Here is an 18,374-nt window from a genome sequence, read left to right on the forward strand (position 1 = left end):
CGAGGCGTTGAAGAAGACCGGCGATACGAAGCGCATTGACAAAGAGGCCCGCGAGCTGGTGAAGAAGGTGGTCAAGCCGCGCACCCCGAAGGCAGGAGTGCGTTTTGCTCAGCATTCGGATGGCAATGCGTCGCTGACTATCTGCGGGCCGTCGGCGGACCTGGCTGACATCCGCGATTCCATTGACAAAGACCAGCCCATCGAGTCCGTGCTCGAGCATTGGTTCGGCGAAGAGAAAGCCGCGCAGCCGACGATCACACTTATGCTCGTGACCACGATGGACAACTACGCCAAGGCCTGTGAGGGTCACGAGGTGTGGTTCCAGTTGTCCAACGGCGCGGTGATTTCCTCGACGGAGCTGGCGACGCGGACCATCAACGACTATGGCTTCCACGTGCTGTTGCACCCGGTGTACGGGCCGGTGAATCTGCATCGGATTTCGCGGTTTGCGTCGACAAAGCAGCGATTGATGGCCATGGGTGAGAATCCCGTCTGCCCGTGGCCAGGCTGTTCGAAGGGCGCGCACGATTGCCAGGTGCACCACCTTGAGGCTTGGCGCAACGGAGGGGAGACGAGCCCGGAGAATCTCACGATTGCGTGCCAATATCACAACGCCGTCAACGAGGTGGATGGTCGCGGGTTCTTAAGAAGGCGCGGAACGATTTACTGGGTGCCACCCAAGGGCTGGTACCACCCGCCGGGAACGCCGGTCGCGCCGGAGCTAGAAGGACCATTGCCGGCGTGGGTGGAAGAAGAAAAGCAACTGCTGGAGGAGGAATTCCGCAACGCCTAAACTCCCCGCACACATCCTGTCTTTGGGCTGTTCACGCCAGGCATATAGCCGGCGGTGCGGCGCTTTCGGCTGCCCTTTGAGCGACCGCCCAACTCATGGCGGGTTCACGCGGCCCCCAACGATAACGCCACTGAACACGCCACCGTCGGCGAGCCCGGCGCCCACGGGCAGACAGCGGTGACCTTTGATGCGACATCGGGGGCGAAGGGGGCATCGGCAAGCAGTGCGACGGACATGCTGTGGCGGCTGGTGCCGGTGCTGCTCGCGCTGGGGGCGTGGGCTAGAACATCGTGATGGGCCGGACCTGGTTGGCGAGGTCCACGAGCGCGTAGCGGTGCCGGCTGAACGGCGCCTGGCGCGCGAGGGTGCGCAGCGTATCGGCGAGACCGTACTGGAGGCCGCGCTGCGTAAACGCGTACTCGAAGAGGTCGTTGGGGGAGGCGGCGCGCTCGAGGTGCTTCTCGCGCAGGAAGTTGAGCCCGGCGGAGATGACGGCGACCTTGATTTGCAGGAAGCGCGGCTCGTTGGTGGGGATTTCCTCGAGGCGGCGGGCGGCGCGGCGCACGCGGGACTCGGTAAGCCCCTGCATGATGAGCTGCAGGATCGTGGTGAGGCGCGCCATGCGGTGGTGGCGCGAGGCGTTCGGCACGGCGTCGAGGGTGGCGACGGCGAGCTCGACTTGGTGCTCCGTGCGCAGTTGGCGCGCGAGGCCGAAGGCGGAGGAGACGGTGGTGGGGTTCGTCGCCCAGACCACGGCGTAGAGACGCAAGGAGTTGAAGCGGAGCATCGTGGGATCTTCGGTGATGTGTTCCCAGATACCGGGATGCTCCTCGAATGTTTCGTTGGGCAGCGCCGCGAGCGAGGTATGGAGGCCGGAGACGGCGCGGGCGATCTCGGCGGGGAGCAGGGCGGTCTCGTGGTAGCCGAGCTGTTGGAGGATGAGCTCGTTGACGGCGGCGATGGCGAGCTTCGGCGCGGGTTCGCCAGGCAGGATGGTGAGCACGTGCGAGAAGTGCTTCTGCGCCTGGACATAGCGGTCGAGGAGGAGCTCGGTGACGCCGGAGAACCAGTGGAAACGCCAGTTGTCGCCGTGGGTGGCGTGGATGGAGTCGAGCCACGCGCGGGCCTGGCCGATGAAGCCGAGGTCGATCATCGAGCGCACGACGCCGAAGGGGATTTCCACGGAGGTCTTATACTCGGGTGTTTGCATGGCCTGGCGCAGGGTTTCGAGGGCTTCCTGCGGCTCGGTGTAGGAATAGCCTTGGAGGAGCGGGGCACCGATATCGGAGCGGTCGAGCAGCGGGGTGGGCAGCGCGGAGGCGACCTCGGGGGAGGTAATACGCACGGTGCGGTCGATGCCGTCGATGAGCTGGTCCGTGCGGAAGACGAGGTGTTTTGTGCCGAAGGTTGTACGCTGCGGCGAGAAGAGCGAGTGCTGCGCCGGGTGCTGGATGCCGTCGCGGACGGCGATGACTTCGCGCAGCACGCCGTAGAGCTGAGTGCGCAGCTCCGTGATGTCGGTAAAACGCTGCGCGGGATCCGGGTGCGTCGCGCGGAGGAGCAGGCGGTAATAGGACAGGTAGTGGCGCAGGACCGGCTCGTCGGTGGGGCTGGGAACGCCGGGTAAGTAGATGTTGTTCTCGTCGCGCGGCAGGCGCAGCGTGAGTGCGGCGAGCGTGCGGCCGACCGTGTAGATATCGCTGGCGACGGAGGGGCCGGCGGTGGCGACCTCGGGGGCTTGGAAGCCCTTCGTGCCGTAGATAAAACCGTAGGAGCCGATGCCGGAGACCGCGCCCAGGTCGATGAGCTTGACCTGGTCCTCGGTCACAATGATGTTGTCGGGTTTGAGGTCGTTGTAGACCACGCCGCGCGCGTGGAGGTAGTCGAGCGCGGGGAGGACCTCGAGGATGTACGCGATCGCGATATCGATGGGCAGCAGGCCGCCGTCCTGGAGGTTGCGGCGAGCACGCAGGGAGGGGCCGCCCACGTATTCCATGACGATGAATCCGCCGGGCACGCGTGCGTCGTCGACGAAGTTAAAAATCTTCACGATTCCCGGGTGCGTGATGTCCGCGAGGAATTCGCGCTCGGCGCGGGCGGCGTCCGTCTCGTCCGCGTTCTTATGGGATTGCATGCCCTTCAACACGACGATGCGTTCCGAGACGACGTGGTCTTTCGCCAGGTAAATCCAGCCCATGCCGCCGTGCGCGATGACGCCCAGGATTTCGTATTGGCCCGCAATCATGTCGCCGGGGCCGAGCTGCGGCGGCGGGGTCTTCCCGTTGTCCTCGGGCTCGCGCAGCGCGTCGTGCGGGTCCGTGGGCACGACGAAGGGCAGGCGCACCATGCCGTCCGCGACCTCGCGCTCGGTGCGCGCCGCGGCGCGCCGCTCGCGGAAGGTCATGAGTGCCTTGTCGCGTTCGCTCGGGGTGAGTGAGCTTGCCGATGCCCCCTTCGCCGCCGCCCCGCCCGGGCGCAGGTTGGTCATCGACTCGATGAGCGCAGCAATCGCCGCGTCCTCTTCGGTGGATCCGGCGTCGTCTTCGTCGTCGGCGAACGGGTCGAAGGCGACGGCGGTCGTGCCGGTGTCCTCGTCGTCCGCGAAGGGGTCGTAGGCGACGGCCTGCGTCGCGGGGCCAGTCGCGGCGGTGTCGTCGGCGAAGGGATCGTAGGGAACGGCCTCGGTGGGTTGGGGCTCGTCGTGGGATGGGTGGTCGCGGTCGGTCATTGGGCACGATCCTCCTGCGCGGGTTCGGGACGGTAGACGGGCGCGGGCAGCGACTGCGCGGGCAGGTAGTCGCCGAACCACTCCTGGTAGAGGCTCGACCACGTGCCGTTGGAACGGAGGCGCTCGAGCGTGGAATTGACCTGGCGCACAAGCCCCGCAGTCTTCGCGGCGTCGCGGGCGACGGCGACGCCGTAGGCCTCCTGGGAGAGCGCCTCGCCCACGATGATGGTCGAGGAATCCTGCGCCGCCATGCCGGAGAGCAGGGCGTCGTCGGTGATGATGGCGTCAGCTTGGCCGAGCTGGAGCGCCATGAGGCAGTCACCCCACGAACGGGTGGCCAGGATGTCCGCCTCCGGCGCCTGCGCCCGGATGATGTCGATGGAGGTGGAGCCGGCGGCGGCGCAGACGGTGTGGCCGGCGACATCGGAAAGCTCGCGGATGGTGCTTGAGGCCGGCACGAGCAGGCGCGTGCGGGTCGTGAGGTAGGGCGTGGAGAACTCGACCTGCTGCTGGCGCTGCGCCGAAATCGTCATGGAACGGATGACGACGTCTACGGTGCCGTCCTCGAGGGCCGCGGCGCGCTCGGCGGAGGTGACGTAGCGGAACTCCACGCGGTTCGGGTCTTCGAAGATATCGCGCGCGAGCTCGTGCGCAAGCGAGACCTCGAAGCCGCGCAGCTCGCCCGACTGCGCGTCGCGGTAGCTGAGCAGGTTATTCGACTGGTCCACGCCCACGATGAGTCGGCCGCGCTCCACGATGGACGGGACGCGCTCCTTCGGCTTCTTATCATCCGGGCGCAGGCTGCCTTCCGCGCCGCGCAGCAGATCTGTGCTCGCGTCCGCGTCCGTGCGAGCGGGCTGTGAGCCCGCGGGCTCGAGCGAGGCGCCGGCCGGCAGCGGCTGGCCGATGCGGGAGGGAGCGGATGGCGCGGGGGAGGGGGCATCGGAAGGCGGGGGCGCACAGGCGGCCAACGGGACGGCGAGGAGGACGGCGGCGAGGCGGCGCATTAGAGGTACTCCTGGAGTCGGGGGCGGATGCCGAGCCAGACGCAGATGATGCCGAGCAGCGTGAGGAAGCCCACCGAGCCGCCGAGCGCCGTCGTGGCCTGGTGGCCGGATTCGATGTAGGAGCGCAGGACGCCGCGCGTGTCCGCGATAAGGCGGGTGAGTGCGTCATTGAGGTCGTTGAAGCTGCCGGCGCCGTCCTCGGTGGACAGCGTGATGGCGGAGTCGTAACGGCCCGCGTTGAGATCGGCCACGAGGTCCTTGTGCGCGCTGGCCCATTGGTTGAGGGCGCCGCGGGCATCGGCGACGGACTGGGCGTCGCCGGCGCCGAGGTCTTCGGCCGCGCCGTAGGAGTCCAGCGCCTGGTGGACGGCGAGGACTGTGGCGTCGAAGTCGACGGTCGCGTCCACGGTGGCCTGGCGGGAGACGAGCATGAGCGTTTCCGTTGTGCGCGCTTGCTGGGCCTCAATCTGGGAGGCGGTGAGCTGCTCCCACGGCGCGGCGACGGCCTCGAAGCGCTGCGAGCCCGCGGCCCAGATCATGATGGTGGTGATACTCACCCAGGCCAACGCGACGGAGAGCAGCACCGTCGCGGCGAGGAAGCCGCGGTTGAAGCGGCGGCGTGTGAGCCGCCACAGCCACCACTGCGCGGCGAGGAGGAAGAATACGGCGGCGACGAAGCCGGAGAGCGGCACCCATTGCGGGCGGGTGAGCGCCTTTTGTTCCTGCGTCACCTTGGCGCTGGTGAGGCGAAAGAGCTCGCGGGCGTCCGGCAGGATGTCCTCGCGCATGAGCGTCGAGGCGTTGGACATGTAGTTGACGGCGACGGCGTTGCCATCGCGGTGGTTGGCGCGCGCGGTTTCCACCATGCCCGTGTACACCGGCAGCTGCCGCTGGATGTTGAGGATGAGTTCGCGAATGCGCGTGTCATCCGTTGCGGAGCCGAGCGCGGATTCTGTCGCGGCGACCGTCGCGGTGTCGATGGCCGCGCTATACGCCTCGCGGTCGTCGGTGGAGCCCTCGCCCAGCTGGACGAAGCCGGTGGTCGCAATCGTGTCCGCGAGCGAGAGCGAGGTATAGAGGTTGTGCGCCGAGTTATTCATGGGCTCAGTGGAGCTGAGCAGCGTATTGAGGTTCGCGTGCCGGTCCGTGGAGCTGGCCGCGAGCGACATGCCCGCCGCGGCGATGGCGATGGTGAGCGCTAGCGTGACCGCCACGAGCTTGCCGGGCGTGGTGCCGAGGAAGCTGAGGAGGCGCCGAGCCAGGCGCGCCGGGCCGATAAACCACGCGTAGAGCCGGTGGGTGGGACGGTCGAAGACCGGCTGGGAGGGCTCGGTGACGTCATCCAACCACTGATCGGCGAGCTCGGCGTTGGGCGTGGTCATTCCTTAAGGATAACGGGCCGCGGTGGGGTGGCGCGGTTAGTATGGCGGACATGAGCGGAAAATTTTCAGGTGACGGCTGGGCTGCGGGACCCGATGGCATGAAGCTGTGGGGCCTCTATGGTGCGGCGGGGCTCTTCCTCGTCGCCGAGGGCCACGTCCTGCTCCAGCATCGCGCGGCGTGGACCAACCAGGGCGACACGTGGGGCGTGCCCGGCGGCGCGCGCGAGCGGGGTGAATCTGCTGCCGATGCCGCCCTCCGCGAGACCTTCGAAGAGTGCGGCGTCCCCGCCGCGTCCGTCACGGTGCGCCGCTCGCTCGTGACGGCTGGGCCGTTTGAGGGCGACGGGTGGACGTATACGACGGTGCTCGCGGGGGCTTCGCGTCGACTGCCGGTGGTGGCGAATGAGGAATCCCAGGAGCTGCGCTGGGTGCCGTTGGCGGGGGACGCGGTGGAGCAGTTGGATTTGTTGCCGGCGTTCCGGGCGGCGTTGCCGGGCCTGCGGGACGCGGTGGCGGAGTTGGGGCTGTAGTGTTGTCCGCATGATTGAAATTCAAGGGCTGACCAAGCAATATGGTTCGGTCCGCGCGGTCGATGACGTGACGTTCGAAGTCAAACCGGGCGTCGTCACGGGCTTTTTGGGCCCGAACGGCGCGGGCAAGTCGACGACCATGCGGATGATTCTGGGGCTCGACCGGCCGACGGCCGGGCGTGCGCTCATCGATGGCGTGCCGTACGGCGAGCTGCGCAACCCGCTCACGAAGGTGGGCGCGCTGCTCGACGCGAAGGCCGTGCACCCCAACCGCAGCGCGCGCAACCACTTGAAGTGGATGGCGCAGTCGAACGGGCTGCCGCTGTCGCGCGTGGACGAGGTGCTGGGAATCGTGGGCCTCGACGGCGTGGCGGGTAAGAAGGCCGGCGGCTTCTCGCTGGGCATGGGCCAGCGCCTGGGCCTGGCGGCGGCGCTGCTCGGCGACCCGGAGGTGCTGCTCCTCGACGAGCCCGTCAACGGTCTCGATCCGGAGGGCATCCGCTGGGTGCGCTCGCTCGTCAAGGCGCTCGCGGCGGAGGGCCGCTCGGTGCTCATTTCCTCGCACCTGCTCTCGGAGATGGCGCTCACGGCGGACCAGCTCGTGGTCATCGGCCGCGGCCGGCTCATCGCGGACATGCCCACGTACGACTTCGTCAAGCAGTACTCGGGCTCGTCCGTCATCGTGCGCGCCGAGCACCTCGACGCGTTCGCGGGCACGCTGAGCGCGGAAGGCATCGGCTACGAGCGCGGCGCGGACGAAGAAGGCCGCCCGACGCTTATCGTGCCGGACCAGACGACGGAGAGCATCGGTCGCCTCGCGTTTAGCGTGGGCGTGGCGCTCGACGAGCTTTCGCTGCGCCGCGCCTCGCTCGAGGACGCGTTTATGGAGCTCACGCGCGACGACGTGCAATATCAGTCCCGCCCGGCGGGCAACCAAGGAGGCCACCATGCTCGTTAATACGATTCGTGCGGAGTTCACGAAGCTCACCACGACGGCGTCGTTCCGATGGACGACCGGCCTGTTCTTCGTCTTCTCATTGCTGTGGGCGTTCTTCACTACGCGGCTGACCTCGCTTTTCGACGGAGCGCCCGCGGTGGCGAGCGCGTCCATCGTGGTCTCGGGCCTGTTGTGGCTCAACCTGTCCGTGCTCATGATTCAGGCGATCATGGTCATCACGACGGAGTACCGCTACAACCTTCCCACGCCGCTGTACCTGGCGAACTCGCACCGCGCGCAGGTCGCCGTGGCGAAGCTTGTGCTCTACGCCGTCATCGCTGCGGTGCTCATGTTCATCGGCATCGTCGCGTGCCTGGGGCTCGCGCAGCTCATGGCGGACGAGGTCGTCGGCTTCGACAACATTTTTGCAGACCCGGTCGCGCAGCGCGCGCTGTGGTCGTACCCGGTGGGCACGGCGCTCATGGTCGTCTTCGCCCAGGGCCTGGCGCTGCTGCTGCGCCAGTCCGCGGGCACGATTGCCGTGGGACTCATCCTGTTCTGGGGAGTGGACAACCTCATTCAGTTCGTGCCGAAAGTGGGCGAGAAGCTCATGCACTTCTCGCCGTTTAACGCGCTGCGCTCGTGGCTCACGGACGCGGCGGGCTCGTGGTCCGTCTTCGCGGATAACTCGCACTGGTACCTCGTCGTCTTCGTGCTCTGGGCCGCCATCCTGTGGCTGGGCGGCGTGGCCGCCTTGGTAAAACGAGACGTATGATTCCCGTCCCCCTCATGCTCACCTTGGCGCTGTTGTCCGCAACAGCGCCTTTTGCGACTGACATGTACCTGCCCGTCCTGCCGCACATCGCTGGCGAGTTCGGCGTCGAGCAGGCCGTCGCGCAGTTCACGCTCACCGGCTTCTTCGTGGGCATGGCCTTCGGCCAGCTGCTTATCGGTCCGGTCTCGGACGTCGTGGGCCGCCGCCGGCTGTTGCTGTGGTCCGCAGGCCTGGCGCTCGTGGCGTCCGTGCTTGCGGCCCTCGCGCCGGGCATCGGCGTGCTCATCCTCGCCCGCATCCTCCAAGGCCTGGGCGGCGGCGCGTGCAACGTGCTCGCGCGCTCCGTCGTGCCAGACCTGCTCAGCGGCTCCGCGGCGGCGAAGACGTTCTCGGTGCTCATGGCCATCGGCGGCATCGCGCCGGCCATCGCACCGGTCATCGGCGGCCTGCTCGCCGAGCCCGTGGGCTGGCGCGGCATCTTCTGGACGCTTACCGGTCTCCACGCCGTCCAGCTCCTCCTCGCGTTCCTCCTCGTCCCGGAGACCGGCGGCAAGGCCGAGCGCACCGGCGGCCTCGTGCGCACGGTCGCGGGCAATTACCTCACCGTCGTGCGCATGCCGCTCGTGTGGGGCTTCCTCCTCGCTATGGCCTTCGGCTTCGGCGCGCTGTTTAGCTATATCTCGGCGTCCTCCTTCGTCCTCCAGACGGTCTACGGCTTCAGCCCCGCCCACTACTCGCTGCTCTTCGCCATCAACGCGTTGGGCATGCTCGTCGCGACCACCATCAACTCGCGCCTCGTCACACGCTTCGGCGCCGTGACCATGCTCCGCGCTGGCCTGCTGCTGTGCGTTGGCGGAGGCCTCATCCTCACCGTCGCCGCGCTTGCCGATGCCCCCTGGTACCTCATCGTTGCCTGCATCCTGCTCGCCACGTCCCCGGTGGGGTTTATCATGGGCAACGCGACGGCGCTGGCCACGGGCATTCGCCGCGAGCTTGCTGGCTCCATCTCCGCGGTCATGGGCTTTGTCCAGTCGCTGTTGGGCGGCATCGTCTCGCCGCTTATGGGCTTAGGATCCCAGCCTACGCATACGATGGCTTTCGGTATCCTGACCTGCGGGATTATTGCGGCGGCTGCGGGTTTTTGGGCTACGTCTCGCCTAGCACGCGAAGCGGGCTAGGGGGCATCGGAAAGCTATTGCAGCGCTGAGGTAAGCCGCATGACGTTGTCGACGTAGCGGCGGCCGAAGCCGCGCTTGTTCCACTCGTCGAGGGTGAGCTCGTGGCAGACGGCCCGGTAGTTGGCACTGAGCTGGGCGAACTGGTCGATGAGATTGCCCTGCGCTACGAGCAACGTGGTCTCATAATTGAGGCCGAAGGAACGCATGTCCATGTTGGAGCTGCCAAACATGCACAGCGGGTTGGGGTGGCCTGGGTCCGCGACGAGGAACTTGGAGTGCAGGACGAAGGGGTAGGGGAACTGGAAAATACGCACGCCGGCCTCGAGCAGCGCCTGGTAGTACGAGGATTGGGCGTGGTTGACCATGAACTGGTCCGCGGCGGCGGAGACATAGAGCTCGACCTCGACGTCGCGGTAACAGGCGGTGGTGATGGCGTCCATCATGGACTCGTCCGGCACAAAGTAGGGGCTCACCATGACCAGGCGGTGCTTGGCGTGGTGAATGACGGAGTTGAACATGCGCAGGTTCGGCTCCGTGGTGTAGCCGGGCCCAGAGGGGATGAGCTGCAGGTAGTTCGTGTCCTCGGCCGAGGTGTCGCGGTGGGGCGGGAGCTGAGGCTCGATGATTTCGTCTGATTCGAGGTACCAATCCACGGCGAAGATGGCGCTCAGCGAGGCGACGATGGGCCCGGTGAGCTCCGTCATGTAGTCGACCCACGCGCGGTCCTTCGTGCGATACTGGCGCTGGATCATATTGAGCGATCCGAGGAAGCCCACCTCGCCGTCGACGACCATGAATTTGCGGTGATTGCGCAGGTCGGGGCGGCGGAAGCGGCCGCGGATGAGCGAGATGGGTAGCGTGAGATGCCAGTCGATGCCCGCGTTCGTGAGCTTCTTTCCGAGCTTCCGGTAGCCCTTGTACTTGTGGGAACCAATCTGGTCGAGGAGTAACTTGACCTCGACGCCCCGTGTTGCGGCGCGCTCCAGTGCCTCGTAGAAGGGCGCGGTGACGGTGTCCCAGGATTGGATGTAAATCTCGACGTAGACGTACTTTTCGGCGCGGTCGACAGCGCGGGCCATCGCGGCGATGGCTTCCTCGTAGTCCGCGTGGATGCCCGCGTTGTGGCCGTGCACGGCGGGGAACCCGGTGAGCCGGCGGTTGAGCCTGAGCAGCGACTCGATTTCCGTAGGCAGTTCATCGTGCGGGTGGTCCGGCATGCCCGCGTGGACGTCCTCGATCATCTCATTGGCTTCTTTTTGGATGCGGTGCCGGCGCCGGTTGATATATGGCGAGCCCATGAGCAGGAACAGCGGCAGCCCGATGTAGGGCAGCAGCAAAATGGCGAGCAGCCACGCCGTCGAGCTCGACGGGCGCCGCCCCTCCGGCACGAAGCCGACGGCCAGAATCTTGATGGTGTAATCGACGATGAGCAGAACAAACTGCCACATCGACAGATCGATATTGAGGCTCATCAGCGCACCGCGTTGAAGTCCGGCAGGTCCAGCTCCGTGATGAGCGGGCAGTGGTCCGAGGTCTTCTCGCCGGCGCGTTCCTCAAGATCCACCCACGTGCGCTTGTCGTGCAGCGCCTCCGTTGCCAGCAAGAAATCGATCTTCATGCCCTGGTTGCGCTCAAAGCGCGCGGACTTGTAGTCGAAGTAGGTGTAGCGTTCTTTCGGCTTGAGCTCTCGCACTCCGGCCTCGAGGATCATCTCGAACGCCGCCCGCTCCGGCTCGGATACGTGGGTCTTTCCCTTGAAGAAGTCGATATCCCACACGTCCTCGTCGCGGGGCGCGACGTTGAAGTCGCCAGTGAGCAGCAGCTTGCCCTTCGCTTTGTCCTCCGCATAGCGCGCCAGGGCGTAGTAGAACGCCAGCTTGTAGCCGTAGTGCGGGTCCGTGAGCTCGCGGCCGTTGGGCACGTAGAGGCTCCAGATTTCCACGCCCCTGATCGTCGCCCCTATCGCGCGCGCCTCGAGGTTCTGCGGCTTGATCTGGTCCTTTGCGAACCCGGGCTGGTGCGGGAAGCTTGTGTGTACGTCCTCCGGCGCGTCCTTGGACACGATGGCCACGCCGTTCCACTGGTTCAGCCCATGGGCGCTCACGTGGTACCCGGCCTCCTCGAAGGGGGCGTGCGGGAATTTGTCGTCCGCCACCTTGGTCTCTTGCAGGCAGAGCACGTCGAGGTCGTGCTTGCGAAGGAGGTCGACGGCGCGTTCGGTCCGGGCTCGAACCGAGTTAATATTCCACGTGGCGATGCGCATGGCCTAAAGATTACCTTGCTTCTCCCAGGTCGCTATCGAATATGTCTCACTGTCGGCTTTAAGGTTAGAAAAGTTGTTCTAAAAAAGGCTTGACTTTGCTTGGTGGGTGAATATTATCGAATGTGTAAGCGGGGGGAGGTAGAGATGGATAATCCGCAGGAACTGGTCAATCAGATCGACGCGTTGCTGGAGCGGCTGCAGGCAGTCGTTGAGGTTTCGGCATTTGCCGAGCTCTCCCAGCCCATGGAAGAACTTGAGCGCGCCATGGCCAAGAAGGCCTTCGCCGACGCACGCTTTGCCTGGCTCGCACATCTCGCGGACGCTGGCCGCCTGGTCGGTTCCACCCGCACCGTCGACTACCTCACCCACGCCCTCGATATCGATCACGCCACCGCCACGGCCCGCCTCAATGCGGGTCGTTTGCTTTTCGATGCTCCCTCTCCTGACCCCGGGCCCGAACCTGCGGAACCCTCGCCGGATCCCGCAGAGGCGGCGCGCCGCGAAGAAGAGGAGCGCAAGCGCCGCGAGCAGGCGGAGCGTGACGCCGCCGCCCGCGCCGAGGCTCGTGGGCGTGCCCGCCGTGTGCGCGAGTCCAAGCAGCGCGTCATCGACCAGGAGCTCGAGCGTCTTTCGGATACGTGCGATCCGTCCAAGGCCGAACTCCACGCGCTCGCGCTTAAGGAGGCAGGAAAGCGCTCTGAGAAAGATCTGCGCCAGTGGCTGCGCGCTAAGGTCCAGGACGCCAACCGTCGCGGCCGTACCCCGGAGGATCGTCGCGACCGCCTCACGGCGCGGAAGAACCGCACGATCTGGTTGGGCCAGCAGGACGCGGACGGCGGCGTGCCCTTCGGCGGCTACCTCACCGCGGAGATGGCGGCCGCCCTGCGCGCAGCGCTCGCGCCGGGCCGTGTCGGCGGCTCTAACACCGTCGTCGCCCCGGAAGAAGATAAGCGCACCATGCGCCAGCGGATGGCGGACCAGTTCTTTGCCATTATCCGCGGGCATCTTTCGGCACCCGAGCGCCAGGCTCGTGGCATTGGCTCGCTCGTCATCGCGACGACGCTCGAGGATCTGCGCCACGTTGACGCGGACACCCGCTTCGAGACGAACACGGGCTACACGCTCAACGCGCTCGAGGTCCTCCTCGCCGGCGGCGCCGGTTCCGACTTCGCGGTCCTCATGGACGGGCTCACGCCGGTGCCGCTCACTATGGGTCGCTCGACCCGCACGGCGACGCTCGAGCAGCGTCTCGCGCTAGCGGCCTCGGAGCTCGTGTGCTCCGGCCGTGGTTGCGATACCCCGCTGGTCATGAGCGATATCCACCACATCGTGGCCTTCGCCAATGGCGGTCGCACCGATATCGAGAACCTTACTATCGCGTGCCGCCCCTGCCACGTGACGAACAACGACAAGTGGGACGGCTCGGGCGGACTCGGTCACTTCGAGCGCGACCTGCGCACCGGAACCGTGGGCTGGCGCCCGCCGGACGGCGGTGACCTGCAGTTTAATGAGACTCACAAGCGCAGTCGTGCGCCGGGCGAACGTCTCCGGGCCCGCCCCGAGGCCTCGCCGGAACAGACTTCTCCGCCTGGATCTCCGGACGTGCCGGACCAACCGCCGGAAGATGGTGGGCTGTTCGACCTGGGAATTGCTTAGTCGATGGCCCCGCGCCCTGCCCTGTCCAATCCTGCCCACCCCGCTCCGTGCGGCGCCTTTCGCGTGTGCCCGGGGCGGGGTGGTGGCGCTTCGTGCGCCTCTCCGCACATGGTTGGCGAGGGACGGCAGGGGCTAGCGGGCGTCGGTGCCGGGCTCGCCCGTGAAGTGAGCGTAGCGGTGGCGGTGCTGCTCGATGAAGCCGAGCTTGGTGTAGAGGCCCACGCCGGCCTCGTTGGTCCCGAGGACTTGGAGGTAGGCGCGCTCGGCGCCATGCTCACGGCCCCAGCGGAGCATGTCCATGCCCAGCTGTGTCGCGAGGCCGCGGCGGCGCCAGGCTGGGGCGACCTCGACGGCGGAGTAGCCGAGCCAATGTGTGCCGTTGCCGGAATCGGTGAGCGTACCGCGCGTGATGGCGACGGTCTCGCCCTCGCGGGTAACGAGGCGGCCGAAGCCCATGTGGCCCTCGATGCGTGTGCGTAGGTATTCGAGCGCTTCCGGCGGCAGGGCTTGGCCGCGGAAGTGATAGAGAGCCAGCCAGTCGTCGTCGGGTTGGTCGTCGATGTGGAACTCCCACTCGTCGGGACGGTCGGGCAGGTCGCTGAGGTCCGCGAGCGAGCGGACCATGACGGAGATTTCGGGACCGAGCGTCCATGCGGGGTTGCCTGCAACGAGCTTCTCGGCGGGTTTGCCGATGCGTTCGGGCAGCTCGAGGATGAGCGGCAAATCGTGGCGGGTGTAGAAGGCCTCGATTTCGGCGAGTGGCACCTGGGTGAAGCCAGCGGAGGGGCCGAGCGGGGTCGCGGAGTTGGAGCGTTCCGTCACGCCATCGCCGGCGCGCATGAGCCATTGGCCGTCCGCGGTCCACGTGTGTTCCTTGCCAGGGAAGGCCGCGGCGGTGGCGACTTCGACCGCACGGATGTCGGAGTTGCGGACCATGCGCGGGGAGAGCTTCTTCACGATCTGAATCTGCTCATCCGGAATGGTGATGGCTTCGAGCGCGGACGGGTAGCCGCCCACCGCCTGCGGCCGGACGACGAGGGGGTCGAGGGAGACGACGTGTCCGATGACATCGGAATGCATGCCGCCGCCCATGTCGCGGCGCACGACCACGCGCTCGCCCACGCGCGGGGCATCGGAGCGGAAAATGTAGCTCATGGGAAGGCGAGCTTAGTCGTCGTGGCCGAAGGGATCCGGGCCTTCGCCGGGCAGCCAGGTAAGTCCCGGTTCGGTCCAGCCGTTGGACTTAATGATCTTCTTCGCCTGGCGCTTGTAACGGCCGGTAAGCACGTCGGTGTAGACGAAGCCGTCGAGGTGGCCGGTCTCGTGCTGGAGCATTCGGGCGAAGAAGCCGTAGCCCTCAATCGAGATGTCGTTGCCGTGCTCGTCCTTGCCGGTGACGCGGGCCCAGTCGGCGCGGCCGGTGGGGAAGCCTTCGCCGGGCACGGAGAGGCAGCCTTCGTCCTCGGAGCCGTCGTCGGCGGGCATGGTCTTGGGGATCTCGGAGGTCTCGAGCACCGGGTTGATGACACAACCCTTGCGCATGCCGCCGTCCTCGAGCTCGGTGCCGTTCGGGCCATCCGTGTCCGGGCAGTGGTAGACAAACAGACGCTTGTTGACGCCCACCTGGTTGGCGGCGAGACCCACGCCGTGGGCGACCTCCATGGTCTCGTACATGTCGGCAATGAGTTCTTGGAGCTCGGGCGAGGAGATGGGCTCGGTCACCGGCTCGGTGGGGTGGTGCAACACGGGATCGCCGTGGATTACGATGGGGCGAATAGTCATGGCCTACAGTTTAGGCATGAGCTCGCTGTCAGACCTAGACGCCGCCCTCTTAGACTTCGAGGCGCAGGCCCCGTGCGCCGTCGGCGCGAAGGAGGCGGCCATCCGTGAGCGCTTCGACATGTCGCCCGTCCGCTATCACCAGCGGCTCAACCGGCTGCTCGACTCGGCCGACGCGCTCGCCTATTCGCCGCAGCTCGTGGGCCGTCTGCGCCGCGTGCGGGATCGGAGGGAGGATCTTCGGCGCGCCGCGCGCCCCACGGAGCAGCCCGACGGCTAAAGTGACGCATGTGACTAATGTGAATCCTGAGACGAACGAGAAGTCCCCGGCAGCAGGCCTGCCCCTGCGCGGCCTCGCGATGGTGCTCATCGCCGTCGCCGTCGCGCTCGGCCTCTGGGCCCTTTACAGCTTTACCCGCGGCGGCAACCCGGAGCCCACGGCTGCCGATGCCCCCGTGGCCGCCCAGTCGCCCCAGGCCCAGCAGCCCCAGCCCGGCCAGGCCCAGCCTGCCGATGCCCCCGCCAACGGCCAGTCCGCCACCCCAGCCGAGGGCCAGGGCGAGACCGGCGCGGACGGCGCGGACGGCGCGGCCACGCCTGGCGCCCCGGCCCCAGCCGGCGAAGGTGACGCGGCGGTGTCGGCAGCCGGTGCGGGAGAGGGGGCATCGGCAAGCCAGCGCAAGGTGAGCATCCTCAACAACTCGACGGTGCAGGGCCTGGCTGCCGACGTGTCCAAGCAGGTGACTGACGCCGGCTACGAGCTTGGCGAGGTGGGCAACTTCGCGGATGAAATCCTCACCGAGACCACCGTCTTCTTCCCGGCCGGCGACGCGGTTGCCGAGGCTCAGGCGCGCACCCTCGCAGATAAATTCAGTGGTGTCGCGAAGGAGAATATCCAGGCCTTGCCCGAGAAAGCCATGGCTGAGGGCGCGGTGACTATCGTGTTGGTCAACCAATAGGGTTAAATTTTAAGGGTGAATACCCCGGCTGAAATTTTTGCGCGATCCCCCAAACCGACGCTTGGCGTCGAGTGGGAGGTCGCGCTTGTCGATCCTCAGACTCGCGACCTCGTCGCGCGCGGGCCGGAGGTGATCGCGGCCGTCAATGCCGCCCACCCCGAGGTGCACCTGGAGAAGGAGTTCCTCCAAAATACCGTCGAGCTTGTCACCGGCATCTGCGATACGGTGCCGCAGGCGATGGAGGAGCTCGCCCGCGACCTGTCCTTCGTCCGCGCGGCCGCCGAGGAACGCGGCCTGCGCCTGTGGGCCTCCGGCGGCCACCCGTTCTCGGATTTCCGGAAGAACCCGCTGGGGGACAAGGACTCCTACAAGGAGATCATCAACCGCACGCGCTACTGGGGCCAGCAGATGCTGCTGTGGGGCACGCACGTCCACGTCGGTGTGAGCCACGAGGACAAGGTGTGGCCGATCATCAATGCGCTCATGACCACGTACCCGCACCTGCTCGCCATCTCCGCGTGCTCGCCGGGCTGGGACGGGCTCGACACGGGCTACGCCTCCAACCGCACGATGCTCTACCAGCAGCTGCCCACCGCCGGCATGCCTTACCAATTCGGTAGCTGGGCCGAGTGGCAGTCCTACATGCGCGACCAGTCGATTTCCGGCGTCATCAACCACACCGGCTCCATGCACTTCGACATCCGCCCGGCCTCCAAGTGGGGCACCGTCGAGGTCCGCATTTCCGATGCCGCCTCCAACCTCCGCGAGCTCTCCGCCATCGTCGCGCTCACGCACTGCCTCGTGGTCCACTACGACCGTCTGTGGGAAGCCGGCGAGCCGCTGCCCACCCTGCAGCCCTGGCACGTCGCCGAGAATAAGTGGCGCGGCGCCCGCTACGGCATGGACGCCCTCGTCATTACGTCGCGCGAGACGGACGAGCGCTGGGTCAAGGATGAGCTTGCGAACCTCGTCGAGGAGCTCACGCCGCTCGCCCGCGAGCTCGGCTGCGCCGCGGAACTCGCCCGCATCCTAGAGATTATTGAGCACGGCGCCGGCTACGAGCGCCAGCGCCGCCTCTTCGAGGAGACGCGCTCGTGGAACCCGGCCGTGGACCTCGCCTGCGACGAGCTCGCCGCCGGCCACCCCCTGGTTTAAAACTGCTTAGACTCGCGCGTGTCGCCCGCCGCGGCGCAGCGTCCAGAAGCCGCTCACCGCGTAGAAGAACATGTAGACCCCGCCCGCGAACGGGAAGAGGAGGGACATGAGCGGCTGCGGGCTCGTCCAGTCATCGAGGTTGTGGTAGCTCGCGTCGAACCAGAACGCGGCGGAAATCCAGGGCATGACGCACACGCACATCGCGACCATCGAGCCGAGCGCGGCCGCCCAGCCCGGTAGGCGCTCGCCTAGCCGCTGGTTCGCGCCGAGCAGGATGACGACGGCGAGCGGGACGACCCACACGAAGTGGTGGAACCACGCGAATGGGGAGACCATGCACGAGCTGACGCCGGTAAATGCGAAGACGAGCGCCTGGTTGCCGCGGCGCGTCGCCACGAGGTTCGCGGCGAGAGTGAGGCAGAACGTGACGAAGACGGCAAGCAGCCAGCCCACGCCGCCCGCGAGACCGAAGTGGCGCTCGAGGACGGAGCGCAAGCCCATCGCGCCCGGGTTCACGTGGTCGCCGATGCGCGAGGAGTTAAAGACCGCGTTCGTCCAGAAATCGTTGGCGTCCGGGACAATCCAGTAGCCCACGAGGACCGTGGCGATAAACGTCGCGAGGCAGCCCACGACCGCCCACCAGCGGCGCTGGAAGAGCAGAACGAGGCCCATGTACGCCGGCGTGAGCTTGATGCCCGCAGCCAGGCCGATGCCTACGCCGGGCAGGCGCCAGCGGCGCGGCAGCAGGTCGAGCGCGCACAGCAGCATGAGGAAGACGTTGATCTGGCCGAAGAAGAGCGTGCCCATGACCGGCTCGATGGCCGTGGTGCCCAGCGTGAGCAGGAAGGCCACGTAGACGGTGAGCGGCGTGAGCTTATACGAACGGTTGTTCAGCACGAGCAGGATGACGGCGAAGAGCGCCACACCCGTGCCGATCTGCCACACGCCGATGAGCCAGTTGTCGTTGAGCAGGGACAGCCACTTGAAGAGCACGCCCGCAAACGGCGGGTAGGTAAACGGCAGCTTGCCAATGTACGCGGCGTCGTAGAGCAGCCCGCCGTCGCGGAGGTCCTTGCCCGCGAGGGCGTAGATGTCGAGGTCAATGGGCACGCGCCACACGAGCGGCGTGTTGCCCTCGTACGTGAACACGCGGTACAACACGAAAGCCACGAGGGCAGTAAGCCCCACGGCAAGAGTGGGCAGACCATTGATTTTCTTCACGAAGCTACATC

General features: G+C 66.8%; 18 protein-coding genes. 9 read left to right on the plus strand and 9 right to left on the minus strand.

Annotated elements, in window-relative coordinates; translation table 11 throughout:
• On the plus strand, nt 1-793 hold a 793-nt coding region (locus HMPREF2559_RS06900; protein ID WP_070540064.1), incomplete at its 5' end, for an HNH endonuclease signature motif containing protein.
• Between the two features lie 104 nt (nt 794-897).
• Here the strand turns inward: HMPREF2559_RS06900 and HMPREF2559_RS13400 are convergent.
• Genes HMPREF2559_RS13400 through HMPREF2559_RS06915 form a run of 4 tightly spaced genes read right to left on the minus strand, consistent with a single transcriptional unit; the run spans nt 898 to nt 5,910 of the window.
• Nucleotides 898-1,029: a hypothetical protein gene (locus HMPREF2559_RS13400; protein WP_256374992.1), complete on the minus strand. Its 132-nt coding sequence runs from the start codon at nt 1,027-1,029 to the stop codon at nt 898-900.
• A 44-nt stretch (nt 1,030-1,073) separates the two neighbouring features.
• Nucleotides 1,074-3,521, minus strand: coding sequence for a serine/threonine protein kinase (locus tag HMPREF2559_RS06905; protein WP_066492861.1), 2,448 nt, complete (start codon nt 3,519-3,521; stop codon nt 1,074-1,076).
• A complete protein-coding gene (locus tag HMPREF2559_RS06910; RefSeq protein ID WP_070540066.1) occupies nt 3,518-4,528 on the minus strand; it encodes a glutamate ABC transporter substrate-binding protein in 1,011 nt (336 codons plus the stop codon). The genes HMPREF2559_RS06905 and HMPREF2559_RS06910 overlap by 4 nt, the downstream gene beginning before the upstream one ends.
• Nucleotides 4,528-5,910 carry a hypothetical protein gene (locus HMPREF2559_RS06915; protein WP_066512342.1) on the minus strand — a complete coding sequence of 461 codons (1,383 nt, stop codon included), beginning with the start codon at nt 5,908-5,910 and terminating at the stop codon, nt 4,528-4,530. Before HMPREF2559_RS06915 ends, HMPREF2559_RS06910 begins: the two co-directional genes overlap by 1 nt.
• A 50-nt stretch (nt 5,911-5,960) precedes the next feature.
• Between HMPREF2559_RS06915 and HMPREF2559_RS06920 the strand changes: the two genes are divergently transcribed.
• Genes HMPREF2559_RS06920 through HMPREF2559_RS06935 form a run of 4 tightly spaced genes read left to right on the plus strand, consistent with a single transcriptional unit; the run spans nt 5,961 to nt 9,330 of the window.
• Nucleotides 5,961-6,440 carry an NUDIX domain-containing protein gene (locus HMPREF2559_RS06920; protein WP_066492968.1) on the plus strand — a complete coding sequence of 160 codons (480 nt, stop codon included), beginning with the start codon at nt 5,961-5,963 and terminating at the stop codon, nt 6,438-6,440.
• Between the two features lie 10 nt (nt 6,441-6,450).
• Nucleotides 6,451-7,398 carry an ABC transporter ATP-binding protein gene (locus HMPREF2559_RS06925; RefSeq protein WP_066492868.1) on the plus strand — a complete coding sequence of 316 codons (948 nt, stop codon included), beginning with the start codon at nt 6,451-6,453 and terminating at the stop codon, nt 7,396-7,398.
• A complete protein-coding gene (locus HMPREF2559_RS06930) occupies nt 7,388-8,152 on the plus strand; it encodes an ABC transporter permease (protein WP_066492869.1) in 765 nt (254 codons plus the stop codon). Before HMPREF2559_RS06925 ends, HMPREF2559_RS06930 begins: the two co-directional genes overlap by 11 nt.
• Nucleotides 8,149-9,330 carry a multidrug effflux MFS transporter gene (locus HMPREF2559_RS06935; RefSeq protein WP_066492872.1) on the plus strand — a complete coding sequence of 394 codons (1,182 nt, stop codon included), beginning with the start codon at nt 8,149-8,151 and terminating at the stop codon, nt 9,328-9,330. The genes HMPREF2559_RS06930 and HMPREF2559_RS06935 overlap by 4 nt, the downstream gene beginning before the upstream one ends.
• A gap of 14 nt (nt 9,331-9,344) precedes the next feature.
• Here HMPREF2559_RS06935 and HMPREF2559_RS06940 read toward each other — a convergent pair whose 3' ends face one another.
• Both HMPREF2559_RS06940 and HMPREF2559_RS06945 read right to left on the minus strand, forming a co-directional pair.
• Entirely contained in the window at nt 9,345-10,802 is a 1,458-nt protein-coding gene (locus tag HMPREF2559_RS06940) for a phospholipase D-like domain-containing protein (RefSeq protein WP_070540069.1), read from the minus strand.
• Nucleotides 10,802-11,593 carry an exodeoxyribonuclease III gene (locus HMPREF2559_RS06945; protein WP_070540071.1) on the minus strand — a complete coding sequence of 264 codons (792 nt, stop codon included), beginning with the start codon at nt 11,591-11,593 and terminating at the stop codon, nt 10,802-10,804. Before HMPREF2559_RS06945 ends, HMPREF2559_RS06940 begins: the two co-directional genes overlap by 1 nt.
• A 144-nt stretch (nt 11,594-11,737) precedes the next feature.
• On the opposite strand from HMPREF2559_RS06945, the gene HMPREF2559_RS06950 reads away from it, so the two are divergent.
• On the plus strand, nt 11,738-13,249 hold the full coding sequence (locus HMPREF2559_RS06950; protein WP_066492876.1) for an HNH endonuclease signature motif containing protein: 1,512 nt from the start codon (nt 11,738-11,740) through the stop codon (nt 13,247-13,249).
• A gap of 132 nt (nt 13,250-13,381) precedes the next feature.
• Here the strand turns inward: HMPREF2559_RS06950 and HMPREF2559_RS06955 are convergent, their stop codons facing one another.
• Together HMPREF2559_RS06955 and HMPREF2559_RS06960 are read right to left on the minus strand one after the other, a co-directional pair.
• Nucleotides 13,382-14,404 (minus strand): N-acetylglutamate synthase, CG3035 family, encoded by a 1,023-nt coding sequence (locus HMPREF2559_RS06955; protein WP_066492877.1) that lies wholly within the window; start codon nt 14,402-14,404, stop codon nt 13,382-13,384.
• Between the two features lie 12 nt (nt 14,405-14,416).
• Nucleotides 14,417-15,031: a peptide deformylase gene (locus HMPREF2559_RS06960; protein WP_066492879.1), complete on the minus strand. Its 615-nt coding sequence runs from the start codon at nt 15,029-15,031 to the stop codon at nt 14,417-14,419.
• On the opposite strand from HMPREF2559_RS06960, the gene HMPREF2559_RS06965 reads away from it, so the two are divergent.
• Genes HMPREF2559_RS06965 through HMPREF2559_RS06975 form a run of 3 tightly spaced genes read left to right on the plus strand, consistent with a single transcriptional unit; the run spans nt 15,030 to nt 17,142 of the window.
• Nucleotides 15,030-15,308: a DUF3263 domain-containing protein gene (locus HMPREF2559_RS06965; RefSeq protein ID WP_210387029.1), complete on the plus strand. Its 279-nt coding sequence runs from the start codon at nt 15,030-15,032 to the stop codon at nt 15,306-15,308. The genes HMPREF2559_RS06960 and HMPREF2559_RS06965 overlap by 2 nt on opposite strands.
• Nucleotides 15,309-15,318: 10 nt before the next feature.
• Nucleotides 15,319-15,987 carry a LytR C-terminal domain-containing protein gene (locus HMPREF2559_RS06970; protein ID WP_148138788.1) on the plus strand — a complete coding sequence of 223 codons (669 nt, stop codon included), beginning with the start codon at nt 15,319-15,321 and terminating at the stop codon, nt 15,985-15,987.
• A 15-nt stretch (nt 15,988-16,002) separates the two neighbouring features.
• On the plus strand, nt 16,003-17,142 hold the full coding sequence (locus tag HMPREF2559_RS06975; RefSeq protein WP_070540077.1) for a glutamate--cysteine ligase: 1,140 nt from the start codon (nt 16,003-16,005) through the stop codon (nt 17,140-17,142).
• 6 nt (nt 17,143-17,148) lie between these two features.
• On the opposite strand, the gene HMPREF2559_RS06980 is transcribed toward HMPREF2559_RS06975, so the two are convergent.
• Nucleotides 17,149-18,363, minus strand: a complete 1,215-nt coding sequence (locus HMPREF2559_RS06980; protein ID WP_070540080.1) for a glycosyltransferase 87 family protein — start codon at nt 18,361-18,363, stop codon at nt 17,149-17,151.
• Nucleotides 18,364-18,374: the final 11 nt, after the last annotated feature.

Source organism: Corynebacterium sp. HMSC072G08 (assembly GCF_001809185.1).
In the GTDB taxonomy this organism is placed as follows: Bacteria; Actinomycetota; Actinomycetes; order Mycobacteriales; family Mycobacteriaceae; genus Corynebacterium; species Corynebacterium phoceense.